Origin of the sequence: Acinetobacter sp. IK31 (genome assembly GCF_035615195.1) — a bacterium.
Lineage (GTDB): Bacteria > Pseudomonadota > Gammaproteobacteria > Pseudomonadales > Moraxellaceae > Acinetobacter > Acinetobacter calcoaceticus_C.
Genome location: NZ_JANBOB010000032.1, coordinates 136,223 through 159,979 on the forward strand (window position 1 = coordinate 136,223; position 23,757 = coordinate 159,979).

At 41.1% G+C, this 23,757-nt stretch carries 25 protein-coding genes; 7 read left to right on the plus strand and 18 right to left on the minus strand.

Annotation, left to right across the window (positions count from 1 at the left end):
- Positions 1-59 precede the first annotated feature (59 nt).
- Positions 60-848 carry a helix-turn-helix transcriptional regulator gene (locus MSG66_RS16230; RefSeq protein ID WP_324654615.1) on the plus strand — a complete coding sequence of 263 codons (789 nt, stop codon included), beginning with the start codon at positions 60-62 and terminating at the stop codon, positions 846-848.
- Here the strand turns inward: MSG66_RS16230 and MSG66_RS16235 are convergent.
- Together MSG66_RS16235 and def are read right to left on the minus strand one after the other, a co-directional pair.
- Positions 815-2,137 carry a glutaminase gene (locus tag MSG66_RS16235; protein WP_202742751.1) on the minus strand — a complete coding sequence of 441 codons (1,323 nt, stop codon included), beginning with the start codon at positions 2,135-2,137 and terminating at the stop codon, positions 815-817. The two genes, MSG66_RS16230 and MSG66_RS16235, sit on opposite strands and share 34 nt — an antisense overlap.
- A 177-nt stretch (positions 2,138-2,314) precedes the next feature.
- Entirely contained in the window at positions 2,315-2,797 is a 483-nt protein-coding gene (gene def / locus MSG66_RS16240; RefSeq protein ID WP_262472839.1) for a peptide deformylase, read from the minus strand.
- 239 nt (positions 2,798-3,036) lie between these two features.
- Here def and MSG66_RS16245 point away from each other — a divergent pair, with 239 nt between their 5' ends.
- Positions 3,037-4,335 carry an MFS transporter gene (locus MSG66_RS16245; protein ID WP_324654616.1) on the plus strand — a complete coding sequence of 433 codons (1,299 nt, stop codon included), beginning with the start codon at positions 3,037-3,039 and terminating at the stop codon, positions 4,333-4,335.
- 61 nt (positions 4,336-4,396) lie between these two features.
- Here the strand turns inward: MSG66_RS16245 and MSG66_RS16250 are convergent, their stop codons facing one another.
- From MSG66_RS16250 to MSG66_RS16315, 14 genes are all read right to left on the minus strand, one after another.
- The gene (locus MSG66_RS16250; RefSeq protein ID WP_324654617.1) at positions 4,397-5,593 is read right to left on the minus strand and encodes a hypothetical protein; all 1,197 of its coding nucleotides are present in this window, start codon (positions 5,591-5,593) and stop codon (positions 4,397-4,399) included.
- Between the two features lie 155 nt (positions 5,594-5,748).
- On the minus strand, positions 5,749-7,389 hold the full coding sequence (locus MSG66_RS16255) for a thiamine pyrophosphate-binding protein (protein WP_133974885.1): 1,641 nt from the start codon (positions 7,387-7,389) through the stop codon (positions 5,749-5,751).
- A gap of 38 nt (positions 7,390-7,427) precedes the next feature.
- Entirely contained in the window at positions 7,428-8,894 is a 1,467-nt protein-coding gene (locus MSG66_RS16260; RefSeq protein WP_262472837.1) for an aldehyde dehydrogenase, read from the minus strand.
- A 13-nt stretch (positions 8,895-8,907) separates the two neighbouring features.
- The gene (locus MSG66_RS16265; RefSeq protein WP_017391722.1) at positions 8,908-9,699 is read right to left on the minus strand and encodes an aspartate dehydrogenase; all 792 of its coding nucleotides are present in this window, start codon (positions 9,697-9,699) and stop codon (positions 8,908-8,910) included.
- A gap of 15 nt (positions 9,700-9,714) precedes the next feature.
- Positions 9,715-10,509 (minus strand): SDR family oxidoreductase, encoded by a 795-nt coding sequence (locus MSG66_RS16270; protein ID WP_262472836.1) that lies wholly within the window; start codon positions 10,507-10,509, stop codon positions 9,715-9,717.
- A gap of 15 nt (positions 10,510-10,524) precedes the next feature.
- A complete protein-coding gene (locus MSG66_RS16275; protein ID WP_324654618.1) occupies positions 10,525-11,349 on the minus strand; it encodes an alpha/beta hydrolase in 825 nt (274 codons plus the stop codon).
- A gap of 36 nt (positions 11,350-11,385) precedes the next feature.
- Positions 11,386-11,907 carry a cupin domain-containing protein gene (locus MSG66_RS16280; RefSeq protein WP_042898189.1) on the minus strand — a complete coding sequence of 174 codons (522 nt, stop codon included), beginning with the start codon at positions 11,905-11,907 and terminating at the stop codon, positions 11,386-11,388.
- A gap of 22 nt (positions 11,908-11,929) precedes the next feature.
- Positions 11,930-13,153 (minus strand): MFS transporter, encoded by a 1,224-nt coding sequence (locus MSG66_RS16285; RefSeq protein WP_042898188.1) that lies wholly within the window; start codon positions 13,151-13,153, stop codon positions 11,930-11,932.
- 42 nt (positions 13,154-13,195) lie between these two features.
- Positions 13,196-14,407, minus strand: coding sequence for an NAD(P)/FAD-dependent oxidoreductase (locus MSG66_RS16290; RefSeq protein WP_324654619.1), 1,212 nt, complete (start codon positions 14,405-14,407; stop codon positions 13,196-13,198).
- A gap of 28 nt (positions 14,408-14,435) precedes the next feature.
- A complete protein-coding gene (locus tag MSG66_RS16295) occupies positions 14,436-15,365 on the minus strand; it encodes a VOC family protein (protein ID WP_324654620.1) in 930 nt (309 codons plus the stop codon).
- Positions 15,366-15,376: 11 nt separating this feature from the next.
- On the minus strand, positions 15,377-16,141 hold the full coding sequence (locus MSG66_RS16300) for an SDR family oxidoreductase (protein ID WP_324654621.1): 765 nt from the start codon (positions 16,139-16,141) through the stop codon (positions 15,377-15,379).
- Positions 16,134-17,201, minus strand: coding sequence for an aromatic ring-hydroxylating dioxygenase subunit alpha (locus MSG66_RS16305; protein ID WP_324654622.1), 1,068 nt, complete (start codon positions 17,199-17,201; stop codon positions 16,134-16,136). Before MSG66_RS16305 ends, MSG66_RS16300 begins: the two co-directional genes overlap by 8 nt.
- Before the next feature lie 16 nt (positions 17,202-17,217).
- Entirely contained in the window at positions 17,218-17,517 is a 300-nt protein-coding gene (locus MSG66_RS16310; protein ID WP_042898183.1) for a recombinase-like helix-turn-helix domain-containing protein, read from the minus strand.
- Between the two features lie 27 nt (positions 17,518-17,544).
- Complete coding sequence (locus MSG66_RS16315; protein WP_003653126.1) at positions 17,545-17,850, minus strand: non-heme iron oxygenase ferredoxin subunit; 306 nt, start codon at positions 17,848-17,850, stop codon at positions 17,545-17,547.
- A 273-nt stretch (positions 17,851-18,123) separates the two neighbouring features.
- Here MSG66_RS16315 and MSG66_RS16320 point away from each other — a divergent pair, with 273 nt between their 5' ends.
- Positions 18,124-18,936, plus strand: a complete 813-nt coding sequence (locus tag MSG66_RS16320) for an IclR family transcriptional regulator (RefSeq protein ID WP_133974905.1) — start codon at positions 18,124-18,126, stop codon at positions 18,934-18,936.
- A 41-nt stretch (positions 18,937-18,977) separates the two neighbouring features.
- Here MSG66_RS16320 and MSG66_RS16325 read toward each other — a convergent pair whose 3' ends face one another.
- Together MSG66_RS16325 and pnuC are read right to left on the minus strand one after the other, a co-directional pair.
- On the minus strand, positions 18,978-19,274 hold the full coding sequence (locus MSG66_RS16325; RefSeq protein WP_133974907.1) for a hypothetical protein: 297 nt from the start codon (positions 19,272-19,274) through the stop codon (positions 18,978-18,980).
- A 38-nt stretch (positions 19,275-19,312) separates the two neighbouring features.
- Positions 19,313-19,888 carry a nicotinamide riboside transporter PnuC gene (gene pnuC, locus MSG66_RS16330; RefSeq protein WP_133974909.1) on the minus strand — a complete coding sequence of 192 codons (576 nt, stop codon included), beginning with the start codon at positions 19,886-19,888 and terminating at the stop codon, positions 19,313-19,315.
- Positions 19,889-20,290: 402 nt separating this feature from the next.
- Here pnuC and MSG66_RS16335 point away from each other — a divergent pair, with 402 nt between their 5' ends.
- From MSG66_RS16335 to MSG66_RS16350, 4 genes are all read left to right on the plus strand, one after another.
- Positions 20,291-21,235, plus strand: coding sequence for a DMT family transporter (locus tag MSG66_RS16335; protein WP_324654623.1), 945 nt, complete (start codon positions 20,291-20,293; stop codon positions 21,233-21,235).
- Positions 21,236-21,431: 196 nt separating this feature from the next.
- On the plus strand, positions 21,432-22,220 hold the full coding sequence (locus MSG66_RS16340; protein WP_324654624.1) for a crotonase/enoyl-CoA hydratase family protein: 789 nt from the start codon (positions 21,432-21,434) through the stop codon (positions 22,218-22,220).
- A gap of 34 nt (positions 22,221-22,254) precedes the next feature.
- A complete protein-coding gene (locus MSG66_RS16345; protein ID WP_324654625.1) occupies positions 22,255-23,139 on the plus strand; it encodes an alpha/beta fold hydrolase in 885 nt (294 codons plus the stop codon).
- A 22-nt stretch (positions 23,140-23,161) separates the two neighbouring features.
- Positions 23,162-23,722 (plus strand): TetR/AcrR family transcriptional regulator, encoded by a 561-nt coding sequence (locus tag MSG66_RS16350; RefSeq protein ID WP_133974916.1) that lies wholly within the window; start codon positions 23,162-23,164, stop codon positions 23,720-23,722.
- Positions 23,723-23,757 lie beyond the last annotated feature (35 nt).

A 23,757-nucleotide genomic window follows, 5' to 3' on the forward strand; every position in this document is an offset into this window, starting at 1 on the left:
TCGCTTATAAAGTTATCTTCCAATAATCATCGTATAAGTGACAATTTTTAGGATAGATTATGTCCGATTCTCTTATTCAGTCTGATTTGTCTGAACTTGTGATTGGGCTATCTTCCGAACATGCCTATCGAGAAATCACACCGACTCATACGCATGCACGTGCTCAGTTTTTATATGCATCTACTGGAAACATTCAGGTTTTTACACCAAATAATGTCTGGATTGTGCCACCCATGTGTGCGTTATGGATTCCTGCCCATGTCGAGCATAGTGTGATTTCACTGAGTCACGTGAAGTTAAATACCGCTCTGGTTGAAATAAATGCAGCCGCTTTAATGGGCCAACATTGCTTTATTATTCGGGTGAGCAACCTTTTGCATGAGCTTTTGATTCGTTTAAACGAAATTGAACGCGATAACTCGCCAAATATTACGACCTCTCAAGAGCTTTCTCGTTCTTTGCAAATTCTAATTTTTGAAGAAATTCATCGAGCCAATTTGTTGCCTATCCAGATTCCTTGGCCGAAAGACAAACGATTATTAAAAATTTGCCAAGCCTTATTACATGCTCCTAATCACTCAAAAGATTTAACAGATTGGGCGGATGATATTGGTACGAGTTCGAGAACTTTAATGCGCATGTTTCAAAAAGAAACCGGACTGTCTTATCGGGCATGGGTCCAGCAAATGCATATTGCACTTGCCTTGAGTAAAATCGCGAATGGTGAATCTATTACTCAAATTTCCGAGTCACTGGGGTATAACAACCCCAGTGCTTTCAGTGCGATGTTTAAACGACATTTAGGAAAAACACCTCAGCAATTTAGAAGTGTTGCGATGTCGTTATAAGTCTTTTTTTTTGAGCGTATTTCATGCTTTTCGAGCAAATCGTCAAAATCATGATAGACATGGAGTTCTCGATCTTTATCGGTTCTCGCATGATCTAATCGTTGTTCAGGATCAACCAAAACGAGTGTATGACCATCATCAATCAGACGATCTACACCTTCTAAGAACATACGTTTACCCACCTCATGGATCAGTGAAATCTGGGTTAAATCAATTACGATTGTGCTTTGGTCAGTCGTCTCGTCTTGTAAAATACGCAATAACATTTCAGCTTCGGTAAATTTCAATACGCCTCGAAGCACATACACACTCAATGATGCATCTTTCCCTGTACGATAATGGCTCTGTACAATGGTTTGTGCCGAAGGCGTACCTTCCATAAGGTGTAATCCCATGTCACGAGATAGGCGCTCTAAAATATCGATACCACGTATACTATGACCATGCTCATCTAGTCGAGGAGAAAAAGCAGCAATACTGACCTGACCCGGCAGCACACCTAATATACCGCCTGCCACACCACTTTTAGCTGGAATTCCTACAGTCGACAACCAGTCACCCGCAGCATCATACATACCACAACTCATCATGACACTGAGTACTTGTCTCACTACAGATCGGTTCAACAGACGCTTTCCAGTTTTAGGATCAACCCCACCATTGGCAAGTACACTGCCCATACGTACAAGATCTTTAACCGTCACCAAAATCGCACATTGGCGAATATAACCATTCACAATATCGACAGGGTCAGTTTCTAAAATCCCCACAGTTCGCAACATATAACCGATCGAAAGATTACGATAGGCTGTTTTGACTTCCGAATCGTAAACAGACTCATCAAAACTTAATTCACGTCCTGCAAGCTCGCTCATAAAACGGCGTAGAATTTCTGCACTATGTAGACCATGTTTGACCTGAATCAATGAATGTACAGTAATTGCGCCAGAGTTGATCATCGGGTTTTTCGGACGACCATCTTTACCCAATGAAATTTCATTGAAGGCTTCCCCAGAAGGTTCTACCCCGACTTTATCAAGTACCGCATCAATGCCAAGCTGTTGCATAACATAGGCATAGACAAAAGGCTTAGAAATCGACTGAATGGTGAATTCGGTATCATCATCGCCAATCGAATAAATTTCACCATCTACCGTAGACATGGCTAAAGCCAATCGGTCTGGATTTGCATTTGCCAACTCTGGAATATAGTCAGCTAGATGCCCGCTATTATCTACCTCACAGGCTTCTATCACATTTGCCAAATAATCTGGGAGAGGGGTTTTCATGGTGAGTAACCTTAAATGAGGAGATTTACACTTTCGAGCATTTTTTCAGCACAACCAGCTGATAATATTAAAATTATACTTTTTGAATGAATTAAAAATCACGATATAAGTATTGTAATTCCGATGCCTGATTTATTTCAAGCTCATTATACCTTTTTCAAAACTTTAAATAGAGGATTAGATTATTCTTTCTACAAATAACACTCCATTTAAATGATCGACTTCATGTTGAACAATACGAGCAGGAAAACCGTGAAAAATTGTCTCTACCACGTCACCTTCTAGTGTTAAGTATTTAACCTTGACCATTTCTGCACGTTCAACTTGTCCACGTTCATCTGGCACACTTAAACAGCCCTCTTCGCCCAAGCAAGTTTCACTAGAAAACTCCAAAATCTCTGGATTTACCATCACGACTGCATCCATTTCAGGAGCATCTGGATAACGTGGATTTGGTCGAGATGCCACAATAATCACTCGTTTAGAGATGTAAACTTGCGGTGCAGCAATACCAACACCGTTACGTTCAAGCATAGTGGCATGCATAGCGGCTGCAAGCTCATAAAGCCAATCACTGTTCAACTCAATTGATGAGACAGGTGCAGCAATCAGTTTTAAAATGTCTTCACCTTGCTTGGCAACTGGTAAAATCACGCTCATCCCTTGGCCTCTAATCAAATTAGGTTTTACTTATTTTATTGTGTCGCTGAACGACTCAAAAGAAAAGCGATTCCTTCATCTGTTTTTGTTTCATCTAAAGCAATTTTTTGTTTTAAACAATTTTTATTCTTCATGGAACACAGTTTATCTAGGGATCGATCATACAAAATATCCTCCATTTACTTTTAATTCACTTTTCCATTAATATCCAAACTTCGATTACAACAATTAAGTAAAAAATGGATCAAGAATTAACCTTGCAGGATGCGAACTATCTGAATAAAGAAGATAAAAGAACTCTCGCCCTTTCTTCTCTGGGCGGTGCTTTAGAGTTTTACGATTTTGTGATTTATGTATTCTACGCCAAAATCATTTCCGACTTATTTTTCCCAAGCACACTCAGTCCGTTTTGGGCCATGCTGAATACTTACGGTATTTTTGCAGCAGGTTACTTTTTCAGACCGCTAGGTGGAGTCGTTATGGCTCACTTTGGAGATCTGGTCGGGCGTAAAAAACTATTCTCGCTTTCTATTTTGCTGATGGCTCTGCCTACCCTGTTTATCGGGATTTTGCCCACTTTTGAAAATATTGGTTATTTGGCACCGCTGCTTTTATTGCTCATGCGTGTTGTGCAAGGTATTGCGATTGGTGGTGAAATTCCGGCTGCATGGACATTTGTGTCTGAACACGTACCTGAAAGAAAAATTGGACTGGCAAATGGTTTATTAACTGCCGGACTATCTTTAGGAATTTTGTTGGGTGCACTGATGTCGCTATGGATCTCGCTTAATTTTAGTGAGGGGCAAATCCATGACTGGGCTTGGCGTATACCATTTATTGCAGGCGGTATTTTTGGCCTTGTAGCACTTTATTTACGGACCTATTTAAAAGAAACACCCGTGTTTAAAGCCATGCAGGCACGTAAAGAAATCTCCAAAGAAATGCCAGTGAAGCAAGTGTTAAAAACTCATAAAACAGCCGTTGTTATTGGCATGTTATTTACATGGTTTTTAACAGGTTGCGTGGTGGTGGTGATTTTAGCCATGCCAAATCTATTAATTGGTTCATTTGGTTTTGAACGTGCGCAAACTTTTGAAATGCAAAGTGCAGCCATTGTCATGCAAATGGTCGGCTGTATTTTGGCAGGTTATTTTGCTGACCGTTTTGGCTGTGGCAGAGTCATGATGGTAGGTGCTCTTGCTGTGGCACTTACAGCAGCAGTTTTTTATAACAGTTTAGGTCACGCCGCACATTCAACCATTTTTGGTTTATATATGTTGTTGGGTCTATGCTCAGGTACTGTCGGCATGGTTTCGAGCAGCATGGTCAAAATGTTCCCCGCGCCTGTTCGCTTCTCGGGCATTTCATTTTCTTATAATTTGTCTTATGCAATTGTGGGGGGTATGACACTGCCTTTAGTTCATTGGCTCAGTCAATATAGTGATATTGGTGCGATGTATTATATTTTCGCGCTGACTATTTTAGCCTTTGTAACCGCTTTTGTATTTTGGAATAAGTTTGAGAAATCCAGATATTAAAAGTGTTCATTCATTAAATAAAAAACCACGTCAGCTGCGTGGTTTTTTATTGCCGTTCACTTTAGAAAGTAAATCCGATATTAAAGTTCAAACGGTACAGCCACTTATCACTGTTTGGTGAATTAGCAGAGGTATAACCCGTTGAGTTGGTTGCCCCACCAATAATATTTGAGTTTTTACCCCACGTATAATCTGCCCAAACCATAAATGGCGATGCAATAAACATCATGCCTGTAGTGTTCATTTGCGAATCTGACCAATCATCACGTTTTTTATCGAGATAGCTATAGTCATTATAAAACTTAATGGCTTTTAGCTTACCCATGTTCGCGACAGGCAAAGTATAGGCAAGATTTAAACTAGCAATCGTCCCTTCCGAAGCAATGAAATAGGCAGGTGTAAAACCATTATTGCCCATTAAAGTCATGTCACTATTTACACCATCTGGATTTTTAGCATCGTATTGATAGTGAATGACTGAACTTTGTAAATTAAAACGTTTGTAGTTGTTGTCGGTATGCAAACCGACTGCATAATACTTGCCATCTTTATCGGTCATTTTATTATGTAATTGAGCGATTGCCCCCGAAACACCAACCTCTTGTTTACCAAAATCAGTTTCTAACTTACGCACAATGCGAGTATTAAACTGATGGCGCTTTTCATTCTGGTAGGCTTTTTGAGATGGAAATGCGTTTTCTTCCAAGTCATCGTAAGTTGCACTTTCAGGCGAATAACGCAAATTGGTCTCTAGCATTTGCGGGTAATAACCGAGTTTTACATCCCAATCTTTGTCGTGATAATTCCAGTTAATCCCCGGTGCAATATTGTTGCCATAACCTAAAAAGAACGGAATGTGATAGGTCCAGCCATTTTGCGGATATGGATAAATCGTAAATGGTTTATAGACCAAACCTGCTTCAATACTGTTATTAGCATCCAAGTTATAGCCTACATATGCTTTTTCAATAGACGTTTTTTGTTGATCTTGGAACAGATAGCTGGCATTGATATAAGCATCATCAAACTTGCCTTTTAGGTCGACCCTAAAAATATCAAAATAGAGTTTACCAAAACCACGGTTTGGCCCTTCCCAATCTTCATAACGCTGATTTAACCGAACCACCCCACCTAACTTTAACGAGTCGGTACCATCATCACTTTTCCATTCAAGTAATGAATCTTTTGCAAATGCACTTACACTCATCCCCATGGTTAGTGGTGCAATGAATGCCATGATCAATGAAGTCTTTTTCATCTCTACATCCTTGATTGAGTTCCAGCGTCCTGCTGGAACTTTATTTGTTTTACCTGTAAAACTTCGTTTTTATTGTTTTTTAGATAAAAAAATATATCTAAAAAAAGGATGGCTTAGCAGCTCCCATCGCATATGTACTAAACCATCCAAACTGGTTAATACAGTTTCTTTTGCGGTGGACCCGCAAAGTTTAATGGGCCAATCGAGTTCATATCGAGCTCAATCACGGTCGGTCCCTCGAATGCAACCGCCTCTTGAATAACAGTTTTAAACTCATCTGCACTACCGACTTTCCAGCTCTTGACCCCCATTGATTCGCCAAGAAGTTTGTAGTCTGGTGTATGCAATTCATTGAAATACTGACGACCACCAAAGTAATTGTTTTGAATGCCACGCATTACACCATAACCACCGTCATTCATAATCATTAAGACCATATTGGTGTTTTCTTGCACCATGGTTGCAATTTCGCCAATGCCAAGCATTAAGCCACCATCTCCGACCAAACCAATCACTTTTTTATCAGGATTGGCAACCGAAGCACCGATTGCAGTTGCAAGACCTAAACCAATTGCACCAGCGAGTGAGTGAATATTTTGGTTCGGTGCTTGTACAGGGAATAAGCGGCTGCCCCATGTACTACCTGACATGGTGATGTCACGTACAAAAATGCCATCTTGAGGTAAAGCTGCACGCAAGTGATCACAAATTAAAGCGTATTGGTCGATTTGCTTACGCAACGCATCAATCGCAGCCTGTTTTGCAGCAACTACAGCCGCATCGTAATCGGCATCAACTTTTGAAGTACCTTGAAGCTGTTCCAACACACGTGTTAAGACATCTTTGGCATCGCCACAAATGAAGTTGCGAATTTTGTAATTACGTTGCTGAGCCACTGGATTGGCATCAACCTGAATAATGTTTTCAGGGAATTCAACCGAATAAGTTTTGGTTTCATTACTACGTAAACGAGAACCTACCACAACCATTAAGTCAGCATCTTTTAATAACTGCTCAACCGCTGCCGAGTTATGGAATGCACCTAAACTACGTGGATGATCATCTGCCAATACGCCACGACCGTGTGTAGATGACACAACTGGAATACCTAAATCTGCAATTGCTTTGACTTCGGCAACGCTATTTAAAGTTCCACCGCCAATCCAGAAAATTGGGCGTTTTGCTTTTTTGATTTCACTCAAAAGAAGATCAATTTCAGCTTGATCCGCTTGTGGTAATTGCAATGCTTTGACTGGTCCAAGGTTAAGTGGCAAATCAATTTCTGCCGCTTGTACGTCAATTGGCAACTCAACACTTACCGGCCCCATTGGAACTGTTGTTGCTACACGGATGGCTTCACGAATTATACCAATTGCATTGTCAGGACTGGTAATGCGAAATGCTGCTTTGCTTGATGCACGTAAAAACGTAAGTTGATCTTTAGTTTCGTGGATGAAGCTTGCATCGCGGTCAAGATATTCGCGCTCAACCTGACCTGTTAAATGTAATACAGGACTAGCTGCATTCATTGCTTCAATGAGTGAACCCACTGCATTACCTGCCCCAGCACCAGTACTGGTCAGTGCTACACCCAAGCCTTTAAAGCGTGAATGAGCATCTGCCATAGTTACTGCACCCGCTTCACCACGCGCAGCAACAAAGCGCATTTTTTCACGGCGCCCTACTGCGTCAGCAATAGGTAAATTGTGGATGGAAATAACACCATAAATACTCTCAACTTGGTGCGCTTCTAAAACTCTTGCGATTGCTTCGCCTACATTTACACGTTCAGTCATGTCTGTTCCTCAAAATTTGTTTTCAGTCCTTGAATCTATTAGTCGCACCAAGGGTTAGGCTGTTCATTCAGCCCCATATAAATACTCTTTTGCTGCATGTACGATAAAATGCCCAAACGGCCTTTTTCGCGCCCAATACCACTGTCTTTAAAGCCACCAAACGGCGCACTAATCGAGAACTTTTTGTAGGTATTAATCCACACTGTTCCGACTTCTAACACACGTGCAATACGCCAAGCTTTACGGTAGCTTTCAGTCCAGATGCCTGCTGCAAGACCGAAACAACTGTCATTGGCTTGAGCAATCAAATCTTGTTCGTTGTCATATTTCATGACGACTAAAACAGGGCCAAAAATCTCTTCCTGACAGGTTTGGGCACTATTACTTAAACCCGTAATAATGGTGGGTAAGTAATAACTGCCTTTGGCATAGTCACCCGTTGTTAATGCTTCGCCACCCACCAAAACTTGACCACCTTCGCTTTTAGCAAGCTGCACATAGCGATCAACCGACTGCAAATGTTTGTCATTGACTAATGGCCCTAAATGCACACCAGCCTGTTCAGGATGGCCCACGCGTAAGCCTTTGGTAATTTCAACCAGACGCGTTAAAAACTGATCGTAAAGACTGCTATGAATAAACAAGCGAGAACCTGCGATACACGCTTGGCCTGCCGAACTAAAAATACCGTAGGCTACGCCTTTAGCAGCAAGTTCTACATCGGCATCTGGCAAAACGATTGTTGGTGATTTTCCACCTAGCTCAAGCGAAGTGGTAATGAGTTTGTCCGCTGCAATATGAGCCAAATGACGACCCGTGGTTGTTCCTCCCGTAAAAGAGATTTTACGAACCAACGGATGTTGAGCAATTGCATCACCAACGACAGAACCACGACCAACTAGCACACTGAGTAAGCCTTTAGGTAAACCTGCTTCTTCAAAAATTTTGGCAAGTTCTAAAGCAATGAGTGATGTTGCTTCTGCTGGCTTTAGCACCACGGCATTTCCTGCTGCTAAAGCTGGAGCAAGCTTTTGAACTTCACTTGCAATTGGAGAGTTCCAAGGCGTAATTGCTGCCACAACACCTACAGGTTCATGCACGCTCATGGTCATAAAGTCTGGAGCGCGTTGAGTGGTTAACTCATCATTCAGCGTTTCACATGCTGCTGCAACATAACGTGCAGTTGCCGCAGCACTCATCACCAAACCACGAGTTTCAGTTAAAGGCTTACCGTTATCGCGTGTTTGAAGTTTTGCCAATTCATCTACACGTGCTTCAATAATGTCTGCAACTTTGTAAAGAATACGTGCGCGCTCATGCGGTAAACTGTTTCTCCAGCTGGGTTGACGCCAAGCCTGATCAGCCTTTTCAATTGCTTCATTCACATCTTCAAGCGTTGCCGTTGAAATCTCTGCATTGACAGACTGATCTGCCGGAAACAGGCTTTGGATGACCGCACCGCGGCCCAAACGCCATTCACCTGCAATATAAATTTCCTTTGCCATGGTCAAATCCTTCTTAAATCTGTATTGCTTCGACACTGTTGCGACAAGCACGAATCACGCTAAGCGCAGCCAAAGTTGATGTTTTCGGGTTACTTGCTAACGGCACGCCAACCAGTTCAATGGTCATTTGCCCAAAGCCGCCTTCTGCCACAATGGTGTGTTTGTTTTTGTTGATGGTTGGATCAACGGTTAACTCGACCATGGTTTCATCCATTCCAAGCCCGGCAAGTGCAATCGTTGCAGCGACGTTGGCGTTTGCTGGAAATTTCATGGCAGCTTCACGAGCAGTTCCGGTAAAAAAGACCGTAGCTTCAGAAACATGATCTAGATCGACCAATTGCTCTGCATAACTTCCTTTCCAGCTTTTTGGGCTTTTACAGCCTTTGTAAGTGACTTTTTGCAAACCACCTTCTTTGGCTGCTGAAATACCATCAATGCCAGCAATGGCACCTGCGAGTAAATGCAGATGGGCATTATTTTCTTCAGCTGTTTGTTTGAGCTGAATCAGAAAATCGCTATCAGCCAAAGTTCCAACCGAAATCAGGCCTATGGTCCAACCTTTCGCTAAAACCTTTTGAGCATGCTCTTTCACTGCTGCTTGACCTGCCACCTCAATGACATAGTCTGGCGCACCATCACATTGTTCAATATCTGAAATCACCTGAATCTCTGAAGACACTTGTGATTGAACTTTTTCAACGCTACGAGACGGTACGACAATCCATTTCAGTTGCAAATCTTGAGGCAAGTGAGCATGCACTTCTGCTGCCATTGCGCCAAAACCAATCATCATCAACTTTTTCATGACAGCACCTGATATTTATAAATGTTTATTAAAACCACCTGAGACATCGAGTGCCGCACCTGTGGTGTACGATGCCAATGGCGATGCCAAGAAAACTAAAGCACGAGCAGGTTCTTCAGGGCGGCCTAAACGTTGCATTGGAATACCGCGGTTTTTAGCAATATTGCCTGTCCACTCTTCCCATGACTGATTTAAGTCTGAGCGAGTTTCATAACGTCGTTTCCACTGTGCAGATTCAACCATCCCAAGCAAAATTGAGTTCACACGAACACCATACTGAGTAAACTCATGAGCCAAAGAATGCGTCAGATTCAACAACGCCGCTCGTGCTGATGAAGTCGCAATCATGTGTGGCTCTGGTTGTAACGCCAGTAAAGAGTTCACATTGGTAATCGAAGCATTTGCCGACTGTTTTAAATCTTCAAGAAAAGCCCGAACCGGATGCAACACACTGAAATATTTCAGCTCAATTTCTTTCATCCAGTCTTCATCTTGCGTATTTTCAAAATTTGAAACACGGCCTTGTCCAGCATTGTTAATCAGCATATCAACATTGCCCAAATTGAGTTTTACGTCTTTGGCAAATTGTTGAACTTCTTCTTTTTTCAACACATTACAGGCTTTGGTAAAAATATTGGCATGCGGATATTTTTCTAAAATATAGTGCTTAGAAGCATTTAAACGTTCTTCATCACGACCACACCAAGCTACTTTTGCACCCTCTGCAACCAGTATTTCAACAGCAGCCAGCCCAATCCCAGAGGAGCCACCCGTAACAACTGCAACTTTTCCTTCAACTTGGAAGCTCATAATCCTTAATCTCTCTTACGATTGTTCCTGAATCGTCAACATAATTTGGTTAAATGCTTGCGGTTGGTCGACATAACTTAAATGTCCTGCATCTTGGATGATGTAGTGCTGTTCCAACTGCAATTCCTGAGCAAGCTCTTGTATACCTAACGCAGGAGTGATTTGATCTTGCTGCCCTGCAATCACTGTGCATGGGACTTTTAAATCTGTTAAATAATTACGTATTTCGTCATAGGCAAGTAAGTAAGATGCATGTGTAAAACCCTTTAAGGTCAACTGCTGCATCACCTCTGATACTAAAGCTAAAGCTTGTGGCTCTTGTTTATAAATCAAATGAGGCCCACGGCTTTCAGCCATACCTTTAGCGCCTAACTCTTTAAACATTTTTGGTCTTTTTTCAAAAACCTGAATTTGTGTTTGTTCATCTTGACGTTGGTAGCCTTGAGCCAAATTGGCGATCACCAAATGCTCTACTCGTTCTGGGTAAAGTGCAGCAAATGCACTCGCCTGTAAGGCACCTAGTGAGTGGCCAACAACAATGGCTTTTTCAATTTTTAAAACTTCAAATAGCGCTGCCAAACGCTTTGCATAATCTTTGGCATTTGGTTGGTCAGTTAATAATTCATCTGATTTGCCATAGCCTGGTGCGTCCCAGGCAATGACATGAAAATGATGAGACAACACTTCAAGTTGGTTCACCCAAGAAGCAGAACCTGAACTAATGCCATGTAACAGCACGAGGTATTCGCCCTGACCGGCTTCTCGATATGCTTGTTGCTGGCCTTGTACAGTCACCGTTTTAACTGGAAATTCTGCTAACTTTTCAATGAGTGTCATCATTTTCATTCCTTTCCCTTAACTCACATCATCAAACGCTTAACGTTTGATTTGAGACAATGGATGCTCTGGTGGATAGTTTGGAATTGTTGGTTTACCTGTTCCTAACATTACGCACATCAAGGCATCATCTTGACCTGGGTTAAATAAACCACGGTATATTCCCGGTGGAATTGAAATCAGGTCACGCTCTTTTAAACGGGTTTGAAATTTTTCACCGTTGTGTTCAATAAATAGGTCAATCTCACCGCGGAGCATAAAGAAGACTTCTTCAACATCATGATGAATGTGCAAAGGACCTTCACACTGAGGCGGCAGTACCATTGTTGAAAAAGTAAAGTTCTCTGCTGGTACAGTGTTGCTGTCATCTGCAACTCCTGTCGCCCCCGTACCCATGTAACGCATTTGCGCACGGCGATATTTAGGGTCGTAATCGGCTTGGAACTTCAAAGCTTCAAAGTCATATTTACGAGTGTCAAAGCGAGCAATACGAGTGTTTAACCAATCTTCTAAAGAAGCACCTTCCGGTTGTGTCCACGATTCGAATTGTTGTGTAGTCATTTTTAAACTCCTATACAGTGAATTAATAACGTTTTAATAAAGGAACCAAGAACAATGACCCGATGACAGCGACAGCAGCCAAGAAGGTAATTCCCAGATTAAAACTATGTGTTTGCATCACGATGTAACCGATCAGTACAGGCGCAATTGCACTAGCAAAATTGCCTAGACCATTAAATATTCCACCTGCGGTCGCCCCTACATTTGAGGTCGTTACTTTTGCAAGCAGAGCAAATACAGCGGCCACTCCAAAACCCCAAGCCATCGCACTTAAAGACATCGCTGCAATAATCAATAATGGCTCGGTCATGATGACCATCACATACATGAAAATGCCTGCTAGTAATAAACCGCTAAAGACTTGAATTGCGCGGCGGCCCAACTTGTCAGATAAAAATGCGCCGATCACTTCGCCAATTAACATGGCAATGAATGGAAAGCTTGAATACATTCCAAACTCTTTGAGATTGAAGCCTTTGTCTTGCATTAAGTAAGAAGGAACCCAGCTATTTAAGCCCCATAAATAAGTCATCAATGCAATGTTAAAAAGACAAACCAGCCAGAATGCTCTATTGCTCAAAAGTACCTTGGTATTGGCAATATGGCCTTTGAAATTGGTACGTTTGCTCTCGCCTTCAATTTCGACGGTTTTCTTAAGTTGCAAATTACGCAAACCGAAAACAATGCTGAAAATAGCGATTAGCGTTAACCCAGCCATCACAAAAAAAGTGGTGTGCCAGTCGTGGTGTGCTAAAACATTTGCAGTGATTGGGAACCCAAGGAATGCACCAATTGGTGTTCCAAGTAAGAACATGGTTGAAGCACGTGCCTGCTGACGGTCTGTGTAAGTCTGTTTAACAATGGTATAAGCCAAGGCAAATAACGGACCCTCTGCTAAACCTAACAGTACACGTAAAATCAACATGCCTGAATAACTGGTGGTGAACCCCATGCAAAACATGAGTAAGCCCCATGAAGTTACACTCCAAAACAGCATTTTCTTTGGGTTAAAAATGTCACCCAAAAAGCTTAGAAAGACTGATGAAAAACCATAAGCAAGTAAGAAACTTGTCATGAGCCATCCCAGTTTGGCCTTATCTTCATCAATTCCCATTGCACTTTGAAAGTGAGGATCTGAAAATAAAACCGCAATACTAATCTTGTCGAAAAATGCCAGTACCACGCACACCATAAGGACAAAAGCAGGTACCCAATGCTTCAATCCACTTTTTTCTTCATTACTCATGTGTCATTCCTTCGATTTGGTAATGAGAACCAGATTTAATGTTTACGGTTTTAACTTCATGACATTAAATTCAGAATCTGCTAACAGTTTTGGTTCTAAAACGGTGTTGGCTTGCATCCAACGTTTTGCCAGTTTGACCAATTTAGAATCATTAATGGCAATCATATTGAGCAAACGATTTTCATGGTCTAGATATAAATAACTCACCTGATCTTCACCACCTTGGCGAATCACTAACTCTTTCGTTTTTTCAGGTTGATACGTACCTAATATCTGGATATTAAAGTGATATTGATCAGACCAAAGCCATGGAATATCACTATATTCAGTTTCAATACCCAGCATAGACTTTGCTGCGGCAATTGCCTGATTTTGTGCATTTGCCCAAGACTGAATGCAATAACCCAAAGCTGGGTGAATCGCGACATCGCCCGCGGCATAAATGTTTTGATCGGAAGTTTGTCCAAAGCAGTTCACCACAATGCCATCTTTCACATCGAGGCCCGCATGAACACCGAGCTCTTTAGCAATCTCGGCACCCGCACCCACCACCACACAGTCAAATAACTGACTATTTTGTGGATGGTTCACCACTTCAACTTTCTGGCGAGGTGCTTCAACCAAATGCAGGCTTTTGCTATCTAAATGAATTTTTGTACCTTGGGTTTCATGCATATTTTTTAAAAATGCAGAGACTTCCGGACTCACGCTTCTTGCACATAAACGGTCGCCATATTCAAAAATATGAACGTCTTTACCTTGTTTACGCGCAGTTGCGGCAATTTCTAAACCAATCCAGCCACCGCCAATTACAGCAACATTCTTTGCAGTCTTTAAAATTTCGGCCAAGCGTTCACAGTCATGCACGTTACGTAAAGTCACCACATTTGGAATGAACTGCCATGTATTGACTGGTACACGAGCACGGCTTCCAGTTGCGATCAGTAATTTGTCATAGGACAAAACCTGACCACTTTCGAGATGAACCTGTTTTTGCTCACGATCGACTTTTGTTGCAATTTCTGGTTTGTGCCATTGAACGTTGAACTCTTGAACCTGCTCATTAGAAAACAGATTCAAACTTTCATAAGTTGCTTCTTTTGAAAGTACTTGCTTAGACAGTGGCGGACGCTCATAAAACACTTGATCTTCATTTGAAACCACATGAATTTCGCCCGCATAACCATTTTGGCGTAAGGTACTTACTGCCCAACCCGCTGCCTGTCCGGCACCTACAATTACGATCTTTTCCATAGCCATCTTCCTTGTTCAGCAATACCTGTTAAACAGGCTTCACCTGACGGCGGGTTGTGTCATCAAGACCACCCTCAATCGCCCACTCGGTGAAAAGCTCTAGACGATGTTCTTCTACACGTGGTTGCCACTCTTCTGTCAAATAATCATCGTTGGTGTAATATTCAAATGCACCGCCTAATGGTGAGTTGACGTACCAAAAATAAGCAGAAGAAATTGGGTGACGTCCCGGTCCAATAAAGGTTGACCATTCCGAACGATTCATATTTAAACCGCCCCCAATCACCTCATGGATATCACGTACGACAAATGCAACATGATTTAGACCAGCAGGTTTATTTGGCACACTAAGCAAGAATAAATCATGGTGATAACCTTTACCGCGGCAACGTAAGAATGCACCACGATTTTTGTAGGCATCAGACAAATGAAAGCCTACTTTTTCAATATAGAAATTTTCAGTTGCTGCCAAATCTGGTGTAAAGAACACTACGTGTCCAATCGCAACAGGTTGACCTTTTTCATAGACAGGACTTGCCGCATTGACACGTTGAATGTTGCCATATTGGTTAATGCCTTCCGTTTTAAGTTCTTGAACATCTTTCACAAAACTTTGTTCAAAACGAATGGTCATGCCATTAGGGTCAATACATTGCACCGTGTTTTCTGAACGCGCAAAACCATTTACATCAGCTAAACGACCTGCCAAGTCTTCAAGGTCTTGAGCATGATCAACACCCCAAGTGACTTCACGTAAAGTTGAACCTTGTTCAATAGCAGCTGGTAAACGGTCATCATCACAATTAAATAGATAAATCTTGCTGCCGTTTTGAGTCTGATATAAATCAGTGCCTTTAATATCAGAAGCACTTTGGCTTAAACCAAAATCTGCCAAAAACTTGTTTGAAGCGGCTCTATCTTCAACTCCAAACTTTAAAATCTCGATCCCTGTAATCATTTGACTACTCCTTAGTTAAAGACAAAACCGCCATTGACCGGAATATTTTGACCTGTCACAAAAGAGGACAAATCCGACAGTAGATACAATGCTGTTCCATTTAAATCTTGTGGAAGTTGCTGACGTTGAATCGCTCTTCCGTTGACATATAAATCGTGACGTTCCTGCGGTACATATTCAGTTGCTTCAACCAAAGTCAGACCCGGAGACAACGTGTTGACGCAGATATTGAACTGCCCCAACTCTCTTGCCATGGAACGTGTCATGGCAAAGATTGCACCTTTACTTGCCACATAAGCCATTAGGTTCGGTGCACCCCATAAAGCAGTATCTGATGCAACATTCACAATCTTGCCAGCAGCCGACTGCTTTAAATGTGGAACGCATGCCTTACTGATTAGCCATGTGCCTTTTACATTAATATTCATGACTCGATCCCAAAGTTCAGGATCATAATCAATCATATTTTTTCCACCGACATTGGTTGCAAGCGCCGCACAGTTCACAAGGCCATCTAGCCCTTTTAACAGCTCAACACTTTTTGCTACCGCATTTTCAATCGAGGTCGCATCGGCAAGGTCAACGGTGACTGCATGAACTTGAAGTCCTTGCTTCTGTAAGTTCTGTGCTTCTTGTTGAACAAGCTCAGACAAAATATCTGCCATGACAACCTCAGCACCAGCTTCAGCAATCGCTTGAGCGAAATCTCGCCCTAAACCACGTGCAGCACCAGTCACTAAAACTTTTTTGCCTTGCAGCAACGCTACATTAGCCATGAGCTTTTTCCTGCATCTCGATACGGTTTGATGCATTTAGCGCAGCAATTTTCTTTAATTGCTTTTCAGCTTCTTTCTTCATTAAACGGCGTAAACGAGCAAGGCCAACATCGTGTTGATATAAGAATTCTCTTTCACGCGCATTTGGTGCAAGATTTTCTAAAATAATGCGGTCCTGTTCCAGCACATCCCAATGCAACTGCTCTAAATGATTGCGATATAAGAAACGCCATACATTACGTTGCCAGCCACTTACTTTACGGCAGCGCCAGAAAAATACGCGAGTATTGTTAGCATCAATTGGTGTTGCATAACCCACGATCCAGAATTCACCACCCGGACCAAATTGTTTACGGTACGGAATTGAAAGACGTAACCAGCTTGCACCTGTCGAACCGTATTCAACCCAGTCGAAGTTCACACCAGTTTGGCCTTCTTTTTCAAAAACAAAACCATTGTCAGTCGTGCGATGCTTCATCTCTGCGGTACGTTCACCATCTGCCATCGAGTGCGATGTCGCGTGTAAATAGGTCCCGTGCATTGGGTCCATCACGTTATCAATTGCATATTGATGGTTTACTTTCCAGTCCGCTTGGCAAAGGAATGCACTCCACTCTTCGCTTGCAAGTTGTTCTGGGAACTCAAGCGGTTTTGGCTGTTCATTTGCGTCGATACCAAACCAAATAAAGATTGCGCCATGCTGTTCACTAACTGGATAGCTTTTTAGGCATTTTGTTCCTGTCATCGGACATTCGTGAACGGCTGGTACATCTGCAACCACACCATCAGCACGAACTTCAACACCGTGATACCAACAAGCAACTCGATCACCTAAGTTCCAGCCTAATGAAAGACGAGCACCACGGTGCGGACAGCGGTCTTCAAGTGCGTGTACCTGACCTTCGGCATCACGCCAAACCACAATGTTTTCACCCAAACGGGTAATTCCGACCGGATTAGCAGCCACTTCCCAACTTGCTAAAACCGGATGCCATTGATCACGTAAACCGAGTTCTAAATATTCTTCAGCGCTTTGTGAAGCTGATACGATTGCGTTCATTTTATTCTTCCTTGAATTAATAACCTAAACGTTGCATTTCTTCTGTAAAGCTCGCAGAAGTCCATTCATCACCAGATTCACAGCGGAAACCCTGCTGATTAAGTGCAGAAACAACGTCATCTAATGCTGTTGCGCCCGCAGAAAATGCCTGAATCAAGTTCTTTACAAAGTCTTGTTCGTAGACGGTTGGTTCTTTATAACGTGTTTGCCAAACCAACAATTCTGGTTGACCAGGAATTTGAATATTGTTGATACCTGCATCGGTTGCCGGCGTTGCATGAATCCAGCTTGCCAACTTTTCATTAAATGTCTTCATTGTTCTGCTTCCTTGTACATGTGAGGACTAGAGTTGAATTTGAATATCCTGCCCTTCAACACGAACTGGGTACGTGCATAGGTTTCTACACCCAGGCCCACTTTTTAGCTCACCTGTCTGAATGTCAAAAATTGCTTCATGCAATGGACATTCAACAGTTTGATCTTCGATAAATCCTTCGGTTAATAAGGCATATGCATGAGGGCAAACATTTTCAATCGCAAAGTAATTTTCATCGACGAAAAATACGCCAATTTTCTTCCCTTCAATTTCGATGGCTTTCGGCTCATCTTCGCTAACGTCACCCTGCTGACAAATTGAGATCCAACTCATACCTTGCGTCCTCATTTTGTTTTATATACAAAACATAATTTGATTTTCAAAACATGGGTTAAGCATAATACCCTTGATCATTTTTTGTCAAAGTAAAAATAGATAGATAATTCATCATCTTAATAAAATTTAAATATTTTGTTACGTTTCAAACAGGAAACAAAGTTTTAAATATAAAAATTGTTTTATGTATTTTTAACAATTACAATAGTTCTAAAATAAAGCAGCATGCCCCAAATTGAACCTTGTTTTATTTATAGGAAAAAGACACGAATGAGCCTAACAATTGAAGAAGATTCACAAGAATCAGAAACAACAAAAAATGATGATCGATATTTAGTACCCGGACTTGTTCGAGGTTTAGCCATCTTGCAAGCTTTTAATCAACAAGCACAAGAAATGACAATTACTGAAATTGCTGAAATTTTAGAAGTGAACCGTTCTAGTGCATTTCGTCTGATCTATACACTCGAATCTTGTGGCTATTTAAGAAAAGCCTCTCAAAAAACTTATGCACTCGATTCAAAAGTAATGGAGCTAGGTTTTAACAGTTTATCTAAACTTTCATTACTTGATTTATCGACACCTTTAATGAAAGAACTACGTGACCAAACTAAATTGGCTGTTCATCTTTCTATTTTAGAAGGCACTCACATTGTCTTTGTAAATAACATTCAATCTATGGGTACCTTCACCAGTAACATTAGCTTAGGTACGCGTTGGCCTGCCCATGCAACCGTGATTGGTCAAATGTTATTGTCAGATTTACCGGAAACTGAAGTACGACAGCGTTATCGTAATTTTAACGACTGGGATAGCTTCTCTGAACTTACTCCGACTAATTTAAAAACGTTATTGCAAAGACTGGTTTATGTAAAAACACAAAAAACTATGGTGAGTTGGGGTCATTATAATCACGATATGGCGGCCTGCGCGGCGCCTATCTTTAAACAGTCAAATGGTAAAATGGTGGCTGTTATTTCAGTGAGTTGCCCAATTACCACCTATGATGAAAGAACGTTTAAAGACGATATCGCAAGTTTAGTTGTGGAAACAGCAAATAAAATTTCAAAATTTATTTATTAAAAAGGCGCTTTAAAATCGCCTTTTTCTTTTCAAAAAATCATTCAAACAAGTGTAGTGATCACATTACCTTGTTGATTTTTAAAACTGAACTTAGTTTTATCGGTTACATCAATCTGTAAGTATTGAGATTTAAAGGCAATAACAGCATAAAACTCTTCTGCGCCATCATCTAGTCCTGTGGCTGAAACTGTTGTACCTTTCGGGAACTCATTTAACCAAGCTGCTTTATAAAAATCGGACACAGAATCAAATTCACCATAGTTTTGTGGCTCTGCCATTATTTTTGCGGCTGCCTCGTCAAACTGCTGACACTTATAATCATCTAAACTCAATAACATTGAAATTCCCATTTTGTCTTCTCATGAAGTCGGTCGTATTATTGAGTAATAGTTGCTTGTTTTCTTTTCACCTTTTCCCATTGATACCAACCATAAGCAGCCATTAAAACAAACGCTGCATATAATCCAGCAGTTAAAAATAAATCTTTATAGATAAACATGCCTACATAAATAATATCGACAAAGACCCAAAGTACCCATGTTGCAATATGCTTGCGACTAGTCCAATAGGTTGCGAGTAAACTAAACGCTGCTAACTGCGAATCGAGCATTGGCACCGCTGCATCGGTAAAGTTTTTGAGAATCAATCCAAAAAGTAAGCCACCTACCGCCGCAATAATCATTTGAAAAATTGCTTTTTGAACTGCAATTGGTTCAATCCGAATGTCATGATCTTGCTGCTTTCCCTTAAACCAGTAGTAAAAACCGTAAAAATTTACGACCATGAAAAAGAACTGCAAAATCGTTTCACCATAAAGCTTAAATTCGTAGAACAAATATGCATATAAAACAAAGGCAAAGAAATTAAACAGCCAACACCACATATTCCTAATAACAGTTAATCCAACTCCAATTAGGCTAATCAAGACTGCAAAAATTTCTAGAGGTGACATAAGAACAGCTTCTTATAGAGATCAATTCGACGAGGTATTATGAGAAAAATATCAGCTTAAGCAAACTGCTAATTTGAAATCAAAAAATCTGTGGTTCATGCTTGAATATAATTTGTACTTTTCTATTTCTGTGTTATAAAAATATCCTCTATATTTTAATATACTTATCATGTTTTTATCTAAAGCCCATTTATGTCTGGTTCATCAATTATATGCCTTAGAGGTCAATGTCTCTATGGCCGATTGGCGACGTCCTTATTTTGGACAATCGGGCGCTTTGGATGAGAAAATCAAGATATTCCATTTGTAATATACCCCCTGATTTTCATAACAAGCCGCCATAAAACGCGGCTTTTTTTATGACCTTTTAAAACACAAAAACCAAACTTTCTGGAGCTTTATATGAAGCCGTTATTTGAACAACAGAGTATTTCCACCCCGCAGACTCAGCCGGCTGTAGCACCCTCTTTAACTCCAACTCGCCTCGCTACAGCCGGTCAATTTATTGCTGTCGTCATGATTTGGTCGCTTACCCCACTCGCAGCCGTGTGGACAGTACAAGAAATTCATTGGGCATGGGGGTTATTTATTCGATTCAGTTTGGCAATTCCTATTGCCTTACTCTGTCTACGATTTTTTTGTTTAAAACTCATCTTTAGTAAAAAAGCTGTTTTAAGTTATTGTGCCGGAGCTATTGGCTTATTTGGTTCTATGGCCTTTTGCTACATGGGTGCAGATAAAGTCCCCTCTGCCATTATTTCAATTATTTACGGTACTTCTCCGTTAGTGTCTGGACTCATCAGCTCTTTTTTATTAAGGCGTGAACGTTTTTCGGCATGGCAGTGGCTTGGGCTCGGTATTGCTCTGGTCGGGATGAGCTTTACTTTAGGACTATCTTCATCAGGTTTTCAGTTCAACCGCACCGGTATTATATTAGAACTGATTGCGATGCTGTTTTATGTATTGTCGACTTTTGCCGTAAAATCTGTCGGAGCACATATTCCTCCAATTACACAAATGACAGGTGCCACCCTTGTTTCATGGGTAGGTTATGTATGTCTATTACCTTTCTTTTGGTCACATCTTCCAACTGAATTCCCAAGCCTGAAAATTTCAATAGCAGTCTTTTATAGTGCAGTCTTTTCATCTGTGCTTGCCATGATTTTTTATTATCAACTCATTAAGGTACTACAACCGACCACTGTGTTGCTCATTACCATTATTACCCCTGTTCTCGCTACATTTTGGGGAACATGGTTCAACCATGAACAGCTCAGCTCACACCTTATTTTAGGTTTAACCCTGTTATGCCTAGGACTAGTTATGTATTCACGTCGTCCAACATAATGTTTGATAACCTGATTGGGACCACTCATCAGGTTATTCTACCCCCTCATATTTATATTAATCTTAAGAATAAAAGTTTAGTTTTATTTTGATCCTTCCTTCTATTTTTGTTTACGAAGTAGTCTATAAATTGTATTTGACAGTTTTCTAACGATCGTTTAAAAACTTATTAAAGACAAATAAAGGACATCACGACATGTCAAATCAAGAAGGAAAAGTTAGCCGTGAAACTTGCGGACATATTTTTTTAATTGGGCTAGATCGGGCAGCAAAACGAAATGCCTTTGATAGCCACCTGATTAAAGATTTATCACTAGCGCTCACCGAATATGAAAATAATGATGAGCTGCGCTGTGCAGTAATCTTTGCCCATGGTGACCATTTTACAGCTGGATTAGACCTCGTAGAGTTACAACCTAAACTTGCCACAGGTGTTTTTGATTTTAATGATGAAGAAGTTAACCCATGGGGCACCGTGGGTCGAAAACTGAGTAAACCTTTAATTGTTGCGGTACAAGGCTATTGTTATACCGCTGGTATTGAACTCTTTCTGAACGCAGACATTGCTTTAGCAAGTGAAAACACTCAGTTTGCGCAAATGGAAGTTCAACGCGGAATCTTACCTTTTGGTGGGGCAACAGCACGCTTTACTCAAGCCGCGGGTTGGGCCAAGGCCATGCGCTATTTACTGACAGGTGACCCTTTTGATGCAAAAGCCGCCTTGGATATGAACCTGATTACAGAAATTTGCCCTGAAGGTACGGAGCTCAACCGTGCCATCGAGTTAGCTGAACATATCGCTCAAGCGGCTCCACTCGCGGTAAAAGCTACCCTAGCTTCAGCACGTGAAGCCATTAATGAAGGTTATCAAGCTGCATTTAGTCAGTTACAAAATCATCTTCATCCCTTATTAAAAACTGAAGATGTACAAGAAGGAGTTTTTGCCATGTTGCAAAAAAGACCTCCTGTTTTTAAAGGTAAATAACTTTCATCACGCTAGAAAAATAAAGAGAAAAGCAATGCAATTAGCAACTCAAACGAACGAACAGCTTAGCCAAAATGTACAATTTTCAGCTTTAGATGGCTATCAACTCTACGGCACACGTTACTTTACGACGACACCAGCTAAAGCCAATATTGTCGTTGCCGGAGCTACTGGCGTACCACACGAGTTTTACCGTCGCTTTGCTGAATATATGACGCAATATAGTTATCAAGTATTTACCTTTGATTATCGCGGTGTGGGGAAATCGAGTCCCAAATCTTTAAAAGGCTTTGATATGTCTTACCTCGACTGGGGCAAACTCGATTTAGCAGGTGCCATTGAATATTTGTCAAAAGAACCCCTACCACTTTTAATGGTGGGTCATTCTTACGGCGGGCATGCATTAGGGCTATTACCTAATCATGATAAATTATTGGCCTGCTACACCTTTGGCACTGGGGCTGGCTGGCATGGCTATATGCCACTCAAAGAACGTTTTAAAGTTCAAGTGGTCTGGAATATCGTGTTTCCGCCTATTGTTGCGGTGACAGGTTATTTACCTTGGAGCAAATTTAATATGGGTTCTGACTTGCCATTAAATGTGTATAAACAATGGCGAAAGTGGTGTAAAAATCCTAAGTATTTTTTTGCTGACCCAGAACAGCAATATTTAATTAAGCAATATGCCTCAGTTAAAATACCAGTTTATGCAACCTCTGCCCTTGATGATGACTGGGCTTTACCGACTTCTTGCCGTGCATTTATGCAATATTATCGACAAGCTCCGGTCACCTACATTAGCCTTCAACCACAAGATGTTTCAATGAAAACCATTGGGCACATGGGCTACTTTAAAAAAGGTGCTGAACAGATCTGGAGTAAAGTCCGCACCACTTTTGATGATTTGGTAAAAGCCTGATTTATATTTTGGATAATTTAAGATGAGACCGCAGAAACTTGCGAAAGAAGAATTGCTCAAGCACTGTGCTTTGCAGTTTAAAACCTATGGTTACGCAGGCACCAGTATGGACATGCTGGCAAAGGCTTGCGGCCTAACCAAAGCTTCTTTTTATTATTATTATCCAAACAAAGAAGCACTATTGCTTGAAGTGTTGAATGGCACTCATCAGTATTTAATCCATTCTTTATTTCAAAGCACAGCAAATTCTGACTGCTCTGCAATTGAACGGTTTGAGCAAATGCATGAGCGTGCTATTCATTTTTTTACACAAGGTGTTAACGGCTGCTTAATAGGTATCATTTCTATGGAAGCAGCATATGGCTCACCTAAAATTTTAGCCAAAGTACGCAGCATTTTTCAGGACTGGCAACTTTCAATTCAGTCTATTTTTGCAAAGTGCATTGCTCAAGATCAAGCAGAGATTTTAGCAAAACAAAGTATTGCTGATTATGAAGGTGCGATCTTGATGTACCGTGTCACCCATGATGAGTTTTATATTAATCAAGTCAAACAACGTATTCTTGGATTTCTCAGTTCATAAAAATAAAGCCCACTTAAAGTGGGCTTTATTTGATT

Excerpts from the sequence above, each read along its gene's own strand:
- MSG66_RS16230 (WP_324654615.1), top strand. The coding sequence starts at position 60 with ATGTCCGATTCTCTTATTCAGTCTGATTTGTCTGAACTTGTGATTGGG.
- MSG66_RS16235 (WP_202742751.1), bottom strand. The coding sequence starts at position 2,137 with ATGAAAACCCCTCTCCCAGATTATTTGGCAAATGTGATAGAAGCCTGT.
- def (WP_262472839.1), bottom strand. The coding sequence starts at position 2,797 with ATGAGCGTGATTTTACCAGTTGCCAAGCAAGGTGAAGACATTTTAAAA.
- MSG66_RS16245 (WP_324654616.1), top strand. The coding sequence starts at position 3,037 with ATGGATCAAGAATTAACCTTGCAGGATGCGAACTATCTGAATAAAGAA.
- MSG66_RS16250 (WP_324654617.1), bottom strand. The coding sequence starts at position 5,593 with ATGAAAAAGACTTCATTGATCATGGCATTCATTGCACCACTAACCATG.
- MSG66_RS16255 (WP_133974885.1), bottom strand. The coding sequence starts at position 7,389 with ATGACTGAACGTGTAAATGTAGGCGAAGCAATCGCAAGAGTTTTAGAA.
- MSG66_RS16260 (WP_262472837.1), bottom strand. The coding sequence starts at position 8,894 with ATGGCAAAGGAAATTTATATTGCAGGTGAATGGCGTTTGGGCCGCGGT.
- MSG66_RS16265 (WP_017391722.1), bottom strand. The coding sequence starts at position 9,699 with ATGAAAAAGTTGATGATGATTGGTTTTGGCGCAATGGCAGCAGAAGTG.
- MSG66_RS16270 (WP_262472836.1), bottom strand. The coding sequence starts at position 10,509 with ATGAGCTTCCAAGTTGAAGGAAAAGTTGCAGTTGTTACGGGTGGCTCC.
- MSG66_RS16275 (WP_324654618.1), bottom strand. The coding sequence starts at position 11,349 with ATGATGACACTCATTGAAAAGTTAGCAGAATTTCCAGTTAAAACGGTG.
- MSG66_RS16280 (WP_042898189.1), bottom strand. The coding sequence starts at position 11,907 with ATGACTACACAACAATTCGAATCGTGGACACAACCGGAAGGTGCTTCT.
- MSG66_RS16285 (WP_042898188.1), bottom strand. The coding sequence starts at position 13,153 with ATGAGTAATGAAGAAAAAAGTGGATTGAAGCATTGGGTACCTGCTTTT.
- MSG66_RS16290 (WP_324654619.1), bottom strand. The coding sequence starts at position 14,407 with ATGGAAAAGATCGTAATTGTAGGTGCCGGACAGGCAGCGGGTTGGGCA.
- MSG66_RS16295 (WP_324654620.1), bottom strand. The coding sequence starts at position 15,365 with ATGATTACAGGGATCGAGATTTTAAAGTTTGGAGTTGAAGATAGAGCC.
- MSG66_RS16300 (WP_324654621.1), bottom strand. The coding sequence starts at position 16,141 with ATGGCTAATGTAGCGTTGCTGCAAGGCAAAAAAGTTTTAGTGACTGGT.
- MSG66_RS16305 (WP_324654622.1), bottom strand. The coding sequence starts at position 17,201 with ATGAACGCAATCGTATCAGCTTCACAAAGCGCTGAAGAATATTTAGAA.
- MSG66_RS16310 (WP_042898183.1), bottom strand. The coding sequence starts at position 17,517 with ATGAAGACATTTAATGAAAAGTTGGCAAGCTGGATTCATGCAACGCCG.
- MSG66_RS16315 (WP_003653126.1), bottom strand. The coding sequence starts at position 17,850 with ATGAGTTGGATCTCAATTTGTCAGCAGGGTGACGTTAGCGAAGATGAG.
- MSG66_RS16320 (WP_133974905.1), top strand. The coding sequence starts at position 18,124 with ATGAGCCTAACAATTGAAGAAGATTCACAAGAATCAGAAACAACAAAA.
- MSG66_RS16325 (WP_133974907.1), bottom strand. The coding sequence starts at position 19,274 with ATGTTATTGAGTTTAGATGATTATAAGTGTCAGCAGTTTGACGAGGCA.
- pnuC (WP_133974909.1), bottom strand. The coding sequence starts at position 19,888 with ATGTCACCTCTAGAAATTTTTGCAGTCTTGATTAGCCTAATTGGAGTT.
- MSG66_RS16335 (WP_324654623.1), top strand. The coding sequence starts at position 20,291 with ATGAAGCCGTTATTTGAACAACAGAGTATTTCCACCCCGCAGACTCAG.
- MSG66_RS16340 (WP_324654624.1), top strand. The coding sequence starts at position 21,432 with ATGTCAAATCAAGAAGGAAAAGTTAGCCGTGAAACTTGCGGACATATT.
- MSG66_RS16345 (WP_324654625.1), top strand. The coding sequence starts at position 22,255 with ATGCAATTAGCAACTCAAACGAACGAACAGCTTAGCCAAAATGTACAA.
- MSG66_RS16350 (WP_133974916.1), top strand. The coding sequence starts at position 23,162 with ATGAGACCGCAGAAACTTGCGAAAGAAGAATTGCTCAAGCACTGTGCT.